The organism is Sphingobium sp. KCTC 72723, assembly GCF_014280435.1.
Classification (GTDB): domain Bacteria; phylum Pseudomonadota; class Alphaproteobacteria; order Sphingomonadales; family Sphingomonadaceae; genus Sphingobium.
In genome coordinates this window covers 310,518-324,322 of the sequence record NZ_CP060388.1, presented here as the reverse complement: position 1 = coordinate 324,322, position 13,805 = coordinate 310,518, and the positions used below count along the sequence as shown (strand labels likewise).

Below are 13,805 nucleotides of genomic sequence, written 5' to 3'. Positions count from 1 at the left end.
AATAAATATCGGAAACGATATGGAGGCACCACGGAGTGGCGGAAAACAAACCAATAGAACTGCGCTACTACAGGCTTGCTCCTGATGATGCGACAGTCTTCCTACGCATCTGGAAGCTAACAGCCGCAGGCACTTCCGATCCAGTAGAACGCAGCGTCGAGAGCGCTGGTTTCCATGTCAATCTAGGACGCAGGCAATACCTAACTTTGACGTTGGGTAACGGCCTTACATGGGACGACACAACCAAGTCCCTAAACATTCGCATCACCAATCAGCAGACAGCATTCATCCGCGAAGATGGAGAGCTTCAGTATGAAGCATTCGTAGTCTGGAATGATGGTGAGACACAGACAATCCGCGAAGGAACCGTAACAGCGGTCAGGGTGGGATAATGACAACAGAAGTCGGAGTAACCGACCTATACGAGCAAGCCGTTACCGAAATTGTCGAAGTTACATCAGGTATCGTTCCTATCCCCGGTCCACAAGGCCCAAAGGGTGACACCGGAGAAGCTGGGCCACAAGGCCCGATTGGTCCAGTAGGACCAGCATCAACAGTTCCCGGTCCAATCGGCCCGGTCGGTCCAATGGGTCCACAAGGCCCGCAGGGCGTCCCCGGCATTCAGGGTCTTACTGGTGCTACCGGACCTCAGGGCGTTCCCGGTGAAGTTGGCCTACGCGGGGCACAAGGTCTAACCGGACCACAGGGCGCTACTGGTCCTGCTGGCCCCGCTTCAACCGTTGCTGGTCCTACTGGACCAACCGGCCCCGCTGGACCTGCCGGACAGCGTGGCGAGCAAGGCTTCACCGGCTTACAAGGCACTCCCGGCGTAAAGGGAGATAAGGGCGACAAAGGTGACAAGGGCGATGCCGGTGCTGCTGGAACGCCTGGCACTCCCGGTCTGCCCGGTGATAGCGTTGCTGATCTTCGCTACGCAGACGGCACCCTAACCCTCGAAATGAGCAATGGGACGCTCTACGAAACATTCTTCACCGCTGGCGAAGGTGGATCAGGTGTTCCCGGTCAAGATGGTCGCGGCATTACCTCTGCTACGGTCAACGGCAGCGGTCGTCTCATCATCACTTATACCGACACAACCACACAGGATGTTGGCTTGGTCAGGGGCGCCGATGGTGCTGCTGGCGCGACCGGCGCAAAGGGTGACAAGGGCGACACCGGCAATACTGGCGCAGCAGGCACGAACGGCACAAATGGTCAGGGCGTTCCTACAGGTGGCACAACCGGCCAAATCCTGAGCAAGACCAGCAACGCGGACTTCGCAACAGCATGGATCGCAGCGCCTACGGGTGGCGGCGGTTCAGGCAAGCCTTGGTATTTCGATGTTCCACAAGCAAGCACACTTACCAAGGTTAGCGGTGACGCCTCGCAACTGACGATCACTGACGACGCCGACGCAGGCTTGCTCGTAAAGTGCGGCCCCAGTGTCATGGGCGATATTAGCCGAGTGGCATATAGGACGCTCACAAACAAAGCGCTGGATTGGGACGTTGTAGTCCACACCCAGAACCTCATGACATTCCTCAACTACCGTAAAGCTGGCCTTGTTATTATGGATAGCATTACTAGCCGACATATCATCGTTGGTCAGGTGAATGAAGATAATCAAACACAAGTTGTTTATGTTGCGGGTATGTCAGGGTACGGTGGCGCACTAGAAGGCTCCTTAAAGCGCTTCATGACAACTCCGACATTTTATCGCGCATCGTGTGTAGGGTCAACATTGACGTTCTACACTAGCCTTTGTGGCAAGAACTGGTTTCAGCTTGGACAGTCTAGTGTGACTGCCTTCTTGCCAAACCGACCTGATCGCATCGGCTTCGGTATTAACATCAGCACATCCGATACAATGCAGCCAACCATGACGGTGGACTGTTTCAAGCTAACTGGCCCGGCTGTTTAAGGGCCAGCAATAAAAAGAATGGGGGTGCCGACATGAAGGCAAAGACTAAGAAGGCCGTTAAGTCCGTGTTGGGCTTCGTGGGAAATACCGCAAAGGGACTGGTGAAAAACCCTGTTGTGCAGACTGTTGTGGCAAAGGTCGTCGCAAACAAGGTGAAGAGTGCTGGCGCTGCTGCCGTGCTGGTCGCTCTGTTTGAGGTCGCATCGGGTTTGCTCTAATGACCACTAAGTCAGAAGCAACCTTGTCACCCGACATTCTCATGATGCTGGGCAAGATGGATGGCAAGCTAGACAGCTTGTTGAGCCAGACAGCAACCAACACGGCTGAGATTAAAGACCTCAATGTTCGTGTCTCCGATCTTGAAGCCTCCGAACGTGGGCGCACTGTCCACTTGGCGCGTTTTGAGAAGGTCGTCACCGACGTTGAGGATTTGAAAACGGCGCGCTCAGAAGCCCATGGAGGCATGAAGGGCGTCGTCGGTGCGGCCAGTGCTGCTAGGTACGCTCTTTGCGTGCTGGCGGGCGTCATAGGGGCGCTGGGCTTACAGGTTCAGTTCGCGAAGAAGTCGCCGACCGTGAAATCAGAAATGACGATCGAGCGCAGCATTACCGTCCCGAAACACTGAGCTTGATAAAGCTCTGGTTCGATCCGACATACAGCTTGGATCGAACGACGGGAAAATCGGTCCAACGCATTAGCTTTTTTTACGGGGAGAATGGTTTCGATGAGCGAAGAAGCCACATATTTAGACGTTGCTGACAAGGAATTGCTCGCCGAGCATTTTGGCGATTCCGATTTTCATGACTACGATATGTTCTACCGGAAATCTGAGGATGAAGACGGTTTCAGGACAATATATTTCGAAGGCGATTATCCGACTAACCTCAATGTGATTTTAGGTGATGGGACACCGCATTACCGCTTTGAGTGGCCGGAAGCCAACTGATAGGGATCGTTAAGGGTTGTAGGGTGCAACCGCTATGAAACACCCTACAACTTCATTATATGCTCACGGACTACTGCGCGTCACTATTAAATGCCACTGTAGCGGTATTTCACGCCATCCCTCTGTTGCTGCTTCTCGAACGGGAAGTCCTCAATGCTTGTGATGAGGTTTGTCAGGCTGCGACCGAACATCGTCTGATTGGTATCCTGACGCGGAAATGCTTCCTTTTCCCATTCTCGGTAGAGTGAATGTAGTTCGCTGGCGCGCTTCCAGTTCTTGAAAACGTGGCCCTCTTCACGAACCCAAATCTCAATCGGGCTTTGGTTTCGGTTATCTTCCTGCTGTTCACGAAGGCGTTCCATCATGTTCGCAGCAATTAACGGGTCTTCGCCCATTTCATCAACGCTCTGCCAGAGCATCACCCAATCGACCTGATTTAGCGCATCCCAATTAGGATCATTGCGCCATACCAATTCAGCGAAACGACGACCGCCGGTTTCGTCACGGATAAGCTGTCCAAGGCTTTTGTTCGTACAGCCAATGAGCGTCGCATGATTACGGATCGGCGCGCTGCTATTCTGACGCATTGCGCGGATGGATCGACTTTCAGCCGTGATGACATTCTTCACCGTGTCCACATCGGCCTTCGAGAAGAAGCCCATTTCATCGATAAACAGGATCAGGCTGGACCAAATGTCAGCGGTCTTGCCATCGGTGATGATGTTGAAATCCACCTGACGTTTGAAATGCTCCAGCGGGTTTGTCATGGCCTGGACGAAATGCGTCTTACCCTTACCCTGAGCGCCCGATAGGACCGGCATCAAGTGATTGGTAACGGTCAATCCGCGCGCCTTGCGCTTGACCTGCCACATGAACTTTTTGAGGACAGCCGTGGGAAAGCCTGCGGTGGTATCTGACGTATCAAAGCAGGCAGCTTCCATGTCTGCCCACATGGCCTGACCCGCTGGACCGGTCGCACGGCCCTTCTCGTATTTCAGGGTAAGGAGCAGTTCGACCTTCATGTCGAGGGTGACTTGTTCGCGCCAAGCATCAACTGCGTCGGTCACAACGCTGTCGCGATAACCGAGATTCAGATTGTCGTTCACCAAGCGAAGTTCGCGCCCGAAGCTGACCAGATCGGCACCCTCTGTATTGGCTACGTCATAGACCAGACGAGTCACATCGCTGGTGTCGCAATTATGGTGGTTCACTTCGTCATCGGCCTTGCCATGGCGATTAATCAGTTTGTAGGCGCGCTGGCGCTTCAACATTCCGTTCGGGGTTAGCGTGATGCCCTGCTTCTCCGCATACTGCTTCACGAAGTCCTGAACGCTCTGAGGGATGAAACCGAGGGCATTATAGACAATGGTGTCGCGGACATGCTTCCTGAGAGCCTTATCGAAGGCACCCTTGGTCAACAGGCCATTGTCATCAAGCCAAGTGCGGATCGCGGTGTTATCCTCGTTTCCGTCGAGCAGCTTAACGACGCCCTTGCCGTCGATGAATGCGTTGCTGAGTTTCTGGGTAGTTAGGTAGGTGATGATGCCGTTGAGCTTATCCTTGTAGCAGGTATATTCCTGATCGAGAGGTCCGACCTGAGTTGCTGCTTTAGGAAATTCGATAACGGTCTGAGGCTTTGCGCCTTCTTCTTTTGTCATTTTGATAACCTCGATATAAAAAGTCCGCTGTGCGGACTGGAGACACACAGCGGACAGAACTTTTCATATCAAGTAAAGCATCAGACCACTGCCGAAGCGACAGTTTCCAGTCTGCTGCTTCAATGTTATTTATAATATACGGGATATAACGCCCAGATAGCGATATCTTTCTACAATTCTGGACTACTTTTCCGAGTTCTGTTCGCGTCGTGGCCGTGTCCCGTTACGTGGTGTAACAGCGTCACCGTTGGGGCGTGAAGCGGAGGGAGCGTAGCGACCGGAGCTTCATGCCCCAACGGTGGCATGGCTTCTGTCTAGGCGGCCATCGCCAATCTTCGGTAGAGTTCGGGTTGCGAAACCAATGAACCTATCGGAGACGACGATGACCACAGACAGAATGGCCCTTATCGAGCTGGTTGAAAAGGGCGCTGATGCAGATCTCGTTCGCGAGATGTTGGCATTTGCCGCTGAGCGAATGATGGAAGCTGAAGTGCAGGTGCTGACTGGTGCCGCGCATGGCGCTCGCGACCCTGCCGGGCGACAGGTCCAGCGCAACGGCTATCGAGAGCGTTCCTGGGAGACCAGGGCCGGCCACATCGAACTGGAGATCCCGCGGCTACGCAAGGGATCGTATTTCCCATCCTTCCTTGAACCCCGCCGGACTGCCGAGAAGGCCCTGACGGCGGTGATACAGGAAGCCTATGTCCAGGGCATTTCGACGCGATCGGTCGATAATCTCGTGAAGGCCATGGGCGCTACGGGCATCTCCAAGAGCGCCGTCAGCCGACTGATCCAAGAGATCGACGAACGGGTTAACGCTTTCCTCAACAGGCCAATCGAGGGCGAATTCCCTTATCTGTGGCTCGATGCGACCTACATCAAATCGCGCCAGGGTGGCCGGATTGTGTCGACCGCGACGATAATAGCTGTCGGTGTCAGCAACGATGGCCGCCGCGAGATACTGGGCGTCGACACCGGGCCAACCGAGGCCGAAACCTTCTGGAAGGGCTTCTTGCGCTCTCTTGCCGATCGCGGGCTCAGGGGCGTCAAACTTGTCATTGCAGACGATCACAAGGGCCTACGCGCCGCTGCCAGCAAGGTCTTCCACGCAACCCAGCAACGCTGTCGGATTCATTGGATGCGCAATGCGCTCGCCCATGTTTCCACTAAGCAGCGTGCCGCCGTCACCGCCATGATCAAGACAATTTTCGCGCAGGAAACTGCTCAGGAGGCTCATAAGCAATGGCAAACAGTCGCCGATGCCCTGCGTGATCGCGCTCCCAAACTTGCTGAGATGATGGATGGCTCCCGCGAAGACGTCCTCGCCTACACAGCCTTCCCGAAAGAACATTGGCCGCAGATTTCCAGCACAAATCCCCTGGAACGTCTCAACGGAGAGATCAAACGAAGATCCGACGTTGTCGGCATCTTTCCCAATGACGCGGCCATTGTACGCCTCGTCGGAGCCCTCATGCTCGAACAGCAGGACGAATGGGCCGTGGCTCGCCGATATATGACACTTGAAAGTCTCGCCACCGTCAGCGACAATCCCCTCATCAGTTTGCCCGGCGTGGCAGCCTGATCCAGTCCGATCCTCTACCGAGGATACCCGCTGTTACACCATCCCGCGGGACACGATCTCGCGTCGTTGTGCCTGAGTCCAGAACCCTTAACATCCTTCACGGACCCTTCACGGGTTTGGTGTCCTAAACTCGCCCTTTTCTGCGGTTTATTTCTGATGTTAAGGATGTTAAGGATGTTAAGGGTTTTTCTTAATTAATAATATAAAGAAAAATATTCTTTGATATATGTATCGTTGTTAAGGGTATTTCCCTTAATATCCTTCACATCCTTAACGGATTTCCTTCCTTTCAGGTTTGAAGCAGCAAAGACACCAACGGGCCACACAGCCACCAGCGCAATTCGGGGTAGTCGTGCTACCGTGTGACCCCAAATCGCGCTGAGCGGCCTTCTGCGGGGCAGATCAGAGGAACAAGCGCGTGGTCCTCGACATGTTGTGAGCTTCGTGTCCGCTTATCGTGCAAACCTTGCGCTCGAAGATCTCAAGCCCTTCTTCATTGGGGAAGTAAATTGCCATCCGATAGCCGTCACCCGCTGGATCACGGTGAAGCGCCCACATGGTTTTCAGCCCTCGCTGAATGCGCTTGTTCATCAGATCGATGACCGAAATGGCAAATTGCCAATCCTCTTCGTCCACGCATTCACAACTGAGAGCTGTGCTAACCGTTTGCCCAATCATCACCATGGGCATCACAGACAGGCCGTTCAGCAATCCGGGGCTTCCTTCTCCCCAGTGCCAACCTTGGGGTTCGCTGTCGTCTCTGATTTCCACCATCAAGTGCGGAGGACCGGGGAGCGTGATTAGTTTCTGAAACATTTTGAATCTCGTTATGCTGCCGGATCGCCGGCTCGCGAACGCCACCTTGGGTTCGATCTGGATGCGGTGGCATGGTAGATGCCCGGCAGGTCTTGCCGGGCAGTCGATTGCGCACTGAGATTTACGGGAAGGACAGGGAGCAAACAGACGCCCCCTGCCCGTATTTGGTTAGCTGGCCTTCTTGCGAGGGCGAACCGGCATTTCGACCGCCTCACGAAATGTCATTCCGGTGTTCAGGCGGTGGAGCAGCAATGCGTAGGAAATCCCCTTGCTGACTGCCCAATCCTTCAACGACCGGGTGACGCCTTCAAAGCGGTAAAACTGACGCTTACCGCGCAAAATCAACACGCCGTCAGTTCCATCAGCCGGGATCGGCTTAATCGCTGCGTTGGTCGCCGTGTCATTGGCAGCTTGTTGGGCAAGCATCATTTGAACAACCGATGATGCCGAAGCCTCATCCAGAACCCCATTTACCAGCTTATTGAATGTGGCCTGCGCGAAGTCCCTATTCATCGCGATGAATTGGCGTGAAATCGAGCGCCCCTCATCCTCTGATCGCAAGCTCGCAAGCTGGGCCTCGAGCGCGGCAATCTCTCGCTGCTTGGCTTCTTCTGCGTCGTCCAAGCGCTTCTCATATTCCGCGAAACGCTTTTCCAGCATAGCGAACATACCCGCAACTTCGCCTCCGACCGTAGGTTCGATGACAGCCGGAACCGCAATCGCGACCTGTGACAAAGCCGGTGGCGGTGTTGGCACAAAGTCGGCCAGTGCCTCAGCGAACACATTATTCGCAGGAAGCCCCTGCACATGGATCGGCGCCGGAACATAGGGCATATGTACCTTCCCGGCCCCTGTGATGACCACATCGTCAAAAGCGTCGGCTACAGCTTGCTTTGCTGCCCGATATGCCTTTTCAGCGGGACAGAGCAGCACAGGGGCAGCGCCATGTAGAGCCGCGAGGAAGCGACTATCTGAGCGCGGGAAAAAGGTCATACAGAGATAGGCTGACTCGCTGTATGCGACGAAAAACTGCTGCCCTTTGAACTTTACGATATAAAGCCCTGCTTCGGTCGTATCGCCTACGTTGACGAATTCGCAATCGTCGGTTTCCGCAAAAACAATATAGTTGATGCGTTCCCAATCGTCATAACTCAGGTCAAAACCATAGCGGTCTGACGCACGTTCAACACAATGCCGATACCTGTTTTCGATAAACTCTGGCTTATGCCCTTTGCTATCACGAAATAACTTTAGCTTACTTTGAATTTCCATTTCTAACCTCGATTTCTTTTTACAATGAATTCCGATATCGCAGACTTATTGCCTGCGACTTCGAGTTGTCATTATTTTATCTGATTTGAATTTCGACGCGCAGGCGACAGAGACCGCTCCCCAGCAGGGAGAATGACCGGCGGCGCTGTCGCCGGTCATTTGTTCATCTGGCTTTCTTGCGTCGGCTTTGGCGCAGATCAGCTACGAAAAGCTGCTCGTCCCAATCATTGTCGCGCAGCACATCGCGGCCAAAAATCCACGCATTGTCAGGACCGGGGTTCTTTTTATGCCGCTTCCTCATGCCCCGATGCCTACCTTCTGGCGATATTCAGCATTCTGGCACATGCGCCAGAAATCGGTTGCCCATGACTGACCGCATTTCGTGATCGGCTCATCAAAGATGCCGTTGAAGAAATTGTCCTCTGATTTCTGATCGGCGAAGTTCAGCTTGCCGCGCTGCCGGTTGAAAAAGTCATACGGCGAATGCGACCGCGACCAATTGCTGAAATTGGTCAGCACAAACGCTGCCCGCCATTCTACCGGCAATGCGTCAGCAAACGTCGAAACACGTTCGAGCGTGGGGCCGAAACCTTCATTCTTCATGAGTTCTTGCAGGCACATGATAACATGCCAACGCGCCCCGTATCCATCTTTGACGAGAACTTTGGATGGCAAATGGGACTGCGAGATCAGCAGATTGCCCCAATACTCGCCGGTTGGGTCGTCCATAAGCCTCGCCGTTAGGTCGTCATCAGTAAGGCTGAGTTTCAACCGCATAGCTTGGTTCTTGGTGACGCGGACAAGCACCTTCACGCGCATGTTCGGGCGACGACGCTCCGTCGACACGCAATAGCGTGTCTGATTCACTAGCTTATGGGGACGAATCTGATCCTCAGGCTTCGCTTCATAACCCAGCAGCTTTTTGAGTGCCGTCTTGGTCGCGGTGCCAATATCGAACGCGCCGATATAGCCATAATCATGCGCCGTGGCTGTGGCGCTATCCATCAAAGCCTGCTCGTCAGGCTTGAGCCAAAAATGTGACATTTTATTCTCCAATCCGGCATGATGCCGATCTGTCGCACGGACGGAGACCGGAGCAGTTCGCTTCCGGTAAGACTCCTATGGATGACTCGATTCGATTCGCGCAATATAAAAAAGCACCACACTCCAAAAAGAAGTGTGGTGCCTTATTCGGGGTGAGCATTCCGATGTCGCACTATGCGACACACCTATTTACCGCAATGGTCCCTGCTTCCAAGCGATACCATGCTTATCGCACCATGCGCTGTAAGTGGTTTTGCTGCCTTTGCTGATCTTCATATCGGGCTTCTGAAACCAAATCTCGATAGAATAATCTGGATGCTGGGCTTTGACGGCAAGAATTTTGCGACGATCAGCCGTGTCGAAAAGCCCCTTCGCTTCGATGATGCGCTTGTTCGCCACATCCACGAAATCGGGCAAATACGAACATTCCAGGGTGTATGTCAGCTTCACCGGCTCATAGGCATATTCGGGACCGATTTGAGCAGCGCACCGGGTTTCGTAGCTGTTGCGGTAGCCGCTCACTTCGACACCAGCCCAGACTTATAAGCACCACCCCACCACGAAAGCACCTGCTGCCTCATGCGTGGATCGAAGCTGATATGAACCCAGCGGTTCTTTTCCATAATAAGCTGATCGAACTTGATGCCCGACGCGACGATAGCCTTACAGATCGTCATAGGGTCGCCGAACGCGGGACAGACGAAATCAACGGCATAGCCCTGAGCATGTGCCGATGTTGGGGAGCCACCGACTGCGCGATTGACCGCCGCACTGCGGAACCCGCTGTTTACGCGGATTGGCCTGCCGAGCAATGTTCGCACTGCTTCCATGGCTTGTGCGGTCTTAGTCAGATTAGCAAGCTGCGTGGCATTAGGTGTATTGTTAAGTCCAGAACTGGTTATGGTTAGTTCTGCGAGCGAGAAATGTTTTGATAGTTGGGTCATAACCCATATTTACAATCAGGGCTTTTGGACCCTTATCAGCCCTAAATCTCCACAATCAGGTAATTAATAGGACAGCAGAGTTGCTGCTGGACTGATTGGAGAATAAAATGACACCTCTTCACCTAACCCGTTTTAATGTCGGTCCACGCTCTTACAGCCGCCAAGATGCTTACTCTGGATGCTGGAGGAATGACCAAGGGGATAACTGCCATCCAATCGTCGGATATATGCTGGGTGCAATCGAACACATGAAGCGCTTTGATGACCAGCCAGCGGCATGGTCGTTCGGCACATGGAAGAATCTCAAGACGGCCAACAACCACGAAGAATACTGGCTATCATCGACCGCGATTGCGCTGGAATATCACGGCAAGGATTTAGCAGCGAAAGGCGCTGCGCTTCATGCTGCTCTCGACCGACTAGGCTACGCGCATGTGATTTTCGACAGCATGACCCGTAAGGGCGAGGCCACCGTTTCGGTGATGATCCCGCTGACCGAGGCAGTCAACAAAGGCCAATATGCTCGTTTGGCTAAGGTGCTGATGAGCGAGATTAACGAATACCGCGCCGCTGACGGCAACTGCGCGATGACCCATCTTTGCCATGTCCACAGCGAGAGCGAGATTGTCGCGCATGAAGGCGCGATTTTGGCCCCCATGGCGAAGATCAAAGAGACGAAAGACTTGTATCAGGGACAAGACCCGAACGCATTTTGCGGTGCTGGCAAGCGCGCCATTCCCCACATCACACCACCGACATTTACCAGCCATGACGACCTATTCGTCTGGACCAAGACCGATGTTGAGATTGCCCGCGACGATGCCGACGCCATTCTCGCGAAGATCGGCTTGAAGCTGAATTGATAAGTAGAGCAGCAATTATAGGAGAGGCAAAAATGTCCGACACAACCAAAGAAATCTACCGCCTGCCAGACATCGAAAATCCGAAGGGCAAGCCCAACTACTTCTTCGATGCCGATAAGGTGATTGGCGAAGCCGCGATCTTGCTCGACAAGGTGTATAGCCTGACGACCAAGCGCGAAGAGTTCGTGACCGTCAACATCGACCCGGCACTAGATCAGGTCGTGGCGAAGCTACATGAAGCTATCACACTGGTTGAGAAGGCCCGCGAAGCTGACAAGGCTGCAAGCTAAATATGTGTGTCGGATGGTCGGGCCTATTCCACACGGAGGACGCTAGATGCGGGACAGTTCGAAGCTGCCTAGATCCGGTCCGACACACTCATTCTACGTCGTTTAAGGGACAAGATAGCGGCCAAATGGCCGAAGAAATGAGGTTCGAGGCCTCATCGTAGAGCTAATGAGGGTTCAATTCCTGCATTCTCATCATCACCGCTGACATGGGAAGGCTTGCTGTAAAGCCTCTTGGACCATGATCGCCGGGTGCGCATTCCACCTTTCCGGGTGATCCTTTATATATTTTCGCACGACACCTACGGACTGCAAACTGGCCGCATCCGAATGTGACCGGCAGGTAAGTCTATTCGCTTGCAATGTATCGGCGACCCCAAGGATATAGGCATTGCACAGGTCCATGACCAATCCACGATCCGTTGAAACAGCGTCGCCCGCGCATTCCCTAACCAATACCGATCCCGGTATTGAGCTAAGGCTTCGATACTCAATTGCTGGCGATCCAGCGGCCACGGCAAGAAGCAGCATCAGCATAAACGTCCCCTTTGGATCGGGCATACCCTGCACAATCGCACTTGCCAATGCGTTCTCTTTTTGTTCTACATTGCCTTCATGAACCAGCCTGATTCCCTCTGGCTCGCGCAGAGCCTTCTTCACGCGCCCGGTTGGGCAAGAGTGGCACTGACAGCACCGAACGAGCGCCTGCGAGAGAACGCCGCGCTTGAACTGGCGCAGAGCATCTTAGCAGCATGGGACAAGCAACAGCCGATCCCTGATGCCCGTCAGATGACGTTCCCGCTTTGAAGTGGGCGCTAACCCGACGCTCAGAAATCTAGGCGACTACGCGAGACGCCAAGCGAACCTTTTCATCATCTGCAAATGCGGTCACTCAGGAGTTCTCGATGCCGATAAACTCAACCGTTGGTTCCTCGTCCATTGCTGGAACACCACAATGGAAACAGTCGGAGCGCATTTGCGCTGCTCGCGCTGTAGGGGCCATCCTGAACGATTTGCTCCCTCGCCTCGCAGACCAGATAACCCGGACTGGATGAGCAGCGAGGACCAGTGGAAGCGACTGATCCGAAAGCTCCGAGGTTAATCCATGCCCAAGCGCGGCCGAGGTCTCGTTTTATACCCAAATCGTTTCGGACGTAATTTACATCAACACGAGTTGTGGGATATTGAAAATCCCTTACTTGGTTGTAAGTTATCGAAAAATGGGGAAATCGAATGTCGCTTAAAGAGGATCTGGAAAAGCGCGTTAGAGAGATCTTCCAGCAAAGATGGACTACGCGAGATGGTAGTGTTGTACCATCCGACGACAGTATCAAGCTAAACAACGATGCTGTAAAGCTGAAAGCGACCATACTTTACGCTGACCTCGCAGATTCAACTAAGCTAGTAGACGGTTACAAAGACTTTTTCGCAGCAGAGGTCTACAAGACCTTTCTACATTGCGCTGCGAAGATCATTCTCTCCGAAGGTGGAACAATCACCGCATATGATGGCGATCGTATCATGGCGGTCTATCTAGGAGACTCAAAAAACACCAGCGCAGTTAGAACTGCATTGAAAATAAACTGGGCCGCTAAAAACATTGTCCAAAAAGAGATGGACGACCACTACAAAGAACGCACTACCTACAAACTATATCATGTGTGTGGTGTCGACACTTCTGATATTTTTGTTGCGAAGACCGGAGTTCGGGGCGCTAACGATCTCGTATGGGTTGGCAAAGCGCCAAACTATGCAGCAAAACTCGCCGCATTAGATCATACAAAGGCGACTTGGATCACAAAAGCTGTTTACGACCAAATGGATAATTCTGCCAAAACAGCGTCAAATGGCACAAATATGTGGGTTGCAAACACTTGGAACGATATGGGTGGCAAGACAATCTACTCTTCCACATATTGGTGGAGTCTCTAAAATGGCAATTGCAGATGACCGGCACCGTTTGGAAGTTGCAGAACGGCATTTGGCTCTAATCCAGAGCTTCATTCCTCGTCTCGACACCCGCGTATCGGCGCTATTTGCCATTTCCTGTGCAGAGATCGCAGTGGCTGCACTCAATCTGTCGGCTGGCGATTTCCAAAGATGGTATATCGCAACACCGCTGGCCATTCTCCTAGTCGCTATGGGCGTCACATTTTTTAATCTGTATCGTTGCGCGTATCCTCATTTGGAGGGGGGAAGCGCCTCTCTCATTTATTTTGGGGAAATAGCGAAACGGCGGGAAGCAGACTTTATAAGACAATACAAGGCTGCGTCGGTATTGGATTTGCTTGATGACATTTCGGGTCAGATTTGGCGCAACTCTGAGATCGTAGCCTGTAAATATCGGTATCTGAAAAATGCTACGCAGTATGCCACGGCGTCGCTGCTGCCTTGGGCAATAGTCCTCGTCGCTACTGCTCTTTCAAACGGAAGAATTCCCGTCATCTCTGGTTAGGATCAAAAATCCGCAGA

General features: G+C 53.1%; 18 protein-coding genes. 11 read left to right on the top strand and 7 right to left on the bottom strand.

Features of this window, described 5'->3' with window-relative positions; genetic code table 11:
* The first annotated feature begins 35 nt into the window (after positions 1-35).
* The 5 genes from SPBM01_RS01730 to SPBM01_RS01710 all read left to right on the top strand — a co-directional run bounded on the left by SPBM01_RS01730 (position 36) and on the right by SPBM01_RS01710 (position 2,867).
* Positions 36-392, top strand: coding sequence for a hypothetical protein (locus tag SPBM01_RS01730; RefSeq protein WP_188063730.1), 357 nt, complete (start codon positions 36-38; stop codon positions 390-392).
* A 566-nt stretch (positions 393-958) separates the two neighbouring features.
* Complete coding sequence (locus SPBM01_RS21710) at positions 959-1,921, top strand: hypothetical protein (protein WP_223177756.1); 963 nt, start codon at positions 959-961, stop codon at positions 1,919-1,921.
* A 32-nt stretch (positions 1,922-1,953) separates the two neighbouring features.
* Positions 1,954-2,139: a hypothetical protein gene (locus SPBM01_RS01720; protein WP_188063728.1), complete on the top strand. Its 186-nt coding sequence runs from the start codon at positions 1,954-1,956 to the stop codon at positions 2,137-2,139.
* Complete coding sequence (locus tag SPBM01_RS01715; protein ID WP_188063727.1) at positions 2,139-2,546, top strand: hypothetical protein; 408 nt, start codon at positions 2,139-2,141, stop codon at positions 2,544-2,546. The genes SPBM01_RS01720 and SPBM01_RS01715 overlap by 1 nt, the downstream gene beginning before the upstream one ends.
* A gap of 99 nt (positions 2,547-2,645) precedes the next feature.
* Entirely contained in the window at positions 2,646-2,867 is a 222-nt protein-coding gene (locus SPBM01_RS01710; RefSeq protein ID WP_188063726.1) for a hypothetical protein, read from the top strand.
* Positions 2,868-2,953: 86 nt separating this feature from the next.
* Here the strand turns inward: SPBM01_RS01710 and SPBM01_RS01705 are convergent, their stop codons facing one another.
* Complete coding sequence (locus SPBM01_RS01705; protein WP_188063725.1) at positions 2,954-4,525, bottom strand: VapE domain-containing protein; 1,572 nt, start codon at positions 4,523-4,525, stop codon at positions 2,954-2,956.
* Between the two features lie 382 nt (positions 4,526-4,907).
* Here SPBM01_RS01705 and SPBM01_RS01700 point away from each other — a divergent pair, with 382 nt between their 5' ends.
* Entirely contained in the window at positions 4,908-6,107 is a 1,200-nt protein-coding gene (locus tag SPBM01_RS01700; protein ID WP_037542386.1) for an IS256 family transposase, read from the top strand.
* Between the two features lie 402 nt (positions 6,108-6,509).
* On the opposite strand, the gene SPBM01_RS01695 is transcribed toward SPBM01_RS01700, so the two are convergent.
* The 5 genes from SPBM01_RS01695 to SPBM01_RS01675 all read right to left on the bottom strand — a co-directional run bounded on the left by SPBM01_RS01695 (position 6,510) and on the right by SPBM01_RS01675 (position 10,183).
* Positions 6,510-6,923, bottom strand: coding sequence for a hypothetical protein (locus tag SPBM01_RS01695; protein ID WP_188063724.1), 414 nt, complete (start codon positions 6,921-6,923; stop codon positions 6,510-6,512).
* A 168-nt stretch (positions 6,924-7,091) separates the two neighbouring features.
* Complete coding sequence (locus SPBM01_RS01690; RefSeq protein WP_188063723.1) at positions 7,092-8,195, bottom strand: DNA-binding protein; 1,104 nt, start codon at positions 8,193-8,195, stop codon at positions 7,092-7,094.
* A gap of 297 nt (positions 8,196-8,492) precedes the next feature.
* On the bottom strand, positions 8,493-9,239 hold the full coding sequence (locus SPBM01_RS01685) for a hypothetical protein (protein WP_188063722.1): 747 nt from the start codon (positions 9,237-9,239) through the stop codon (positions 8,493-8,495).
* 189 nt (positions 9,240-9,428) lie between these two features.
* Complete coding sequence (locus SPBM01_RS01680; RefSeq protein ID WP_188063721.1) at positions 9,429-9,761, bottom strand: endodeoxyribonuclease; 333 nt, start codon at positions 9,759-9,761, stop codon at positions 9,429-9,431.
* Positions 9,758-10,183: a D-Ala-D-Ala carboxypeptidase family metallohydrolase gene (locus SPBM01_RS01675; RefSeq protein ID WP_188063720.1), complete on the bottom strand. Its 426-nt coding sequence runs from the start codon at positions 10,181-10,183 to the stop codon at positions 9,758-9,760. Before SPBM01_RS01675 ends, SPBM01_RS01680 begins: the two co-directional genes overlap by 4 nt.
* Before the next feature lie 227 nt (positions 10,184-10,410).
* Here SPBM01_RS01675 and SPBM01_RS01670 point away from each other — a divergent pair, with 227 nt between their 5' ends.
* The gene (locus SPBM01_RS01670; RefSeq protein ID WP_223177755.1) at positions 10,411-11,046 is read left to right on the top strand and encodes a hypothetical protein; all 636 of its coding nucleotides are present in this window, start codon (positions 10,411-10,413) and stop codon (positions 11,044-11,046) included.
* 32 nt (positions 11,047-11,078) lie between these two features.
* On the top strand, positions 11,079-11,336 hold the full coding sequence (locus SPBM01_RS01665) for a hypothetical protein (RefSeq protein WP_188063718.1): 258 nt from the start codon (positions 11,079-11,081) through the stop codon (positions 11,334-11,336).
* Positions 11,337-11,531: 195 nt separating this feature from the next.
* On the opposite strand, the gene SPBM01_RS01660 is transcribed toward SPBM01_RS01665, so the two are convergent.
* Positions 11,532-11,993, bottom strand: coding sequence for a Rap1a/Tai family immunity protein (locus tag SPBM01_RS01660; protein WP_188063717.1), 462 nt, complete (start codon positions 11,991-11,993; stop codon positions 11,532-11,534).
* Here SPBM01_RS01660 and SPBM01_RS22080 point away from each other — a divergent pair.
* The 3 genes from SPBM01_RS22080 (at position 11,949) to SPBM01_RS01650 (ending at position 13,788) form a co-directional block, all read left to right on the top strand.
* On the top strand, positions 11,949-12,140 hold the full coding sequence (locus SPBM01_RS22080) for a DUF6771 family protein (RefSeq protein ID WP_287003059.1): 192 nt from the start codon (positions 11,949-11,951) through the stop codon (positions 12,138-12,140). The genes SPBM01_RS01660 and SPBM01_RS22080 overlap by 45 nt on opposite strands.
* A 426-nt stretch (positions 12,141-12,566) precedes the next feature.
* On the top strand, positions 12,567-13,265 hold the full coding sequence (locus SPBM01_RS01655) for an adenylate/guanylate cyclase domain-containing protein (protein ID WP_188063716.1): 699 nt from the start codon (positions 12,567-12,569) through the stop codon (positions 13,263-13,265).
* Between the two features lies 1 nt (position 13,266).
* The gene (locus SPBM01_RS01650) at positions 13,267-13,788 is read left to right on the top strand and encodes a Pycsar system effector family protein (protein ID WP_188063715.1); all 522 of its coding nucleotides are present in this window, start codon (positions 13,267-13,269) and stop codon (positions 13,786-13,788) included.
* Positions 13,789-13,805 lie beyond the last annotated feature (17 nt).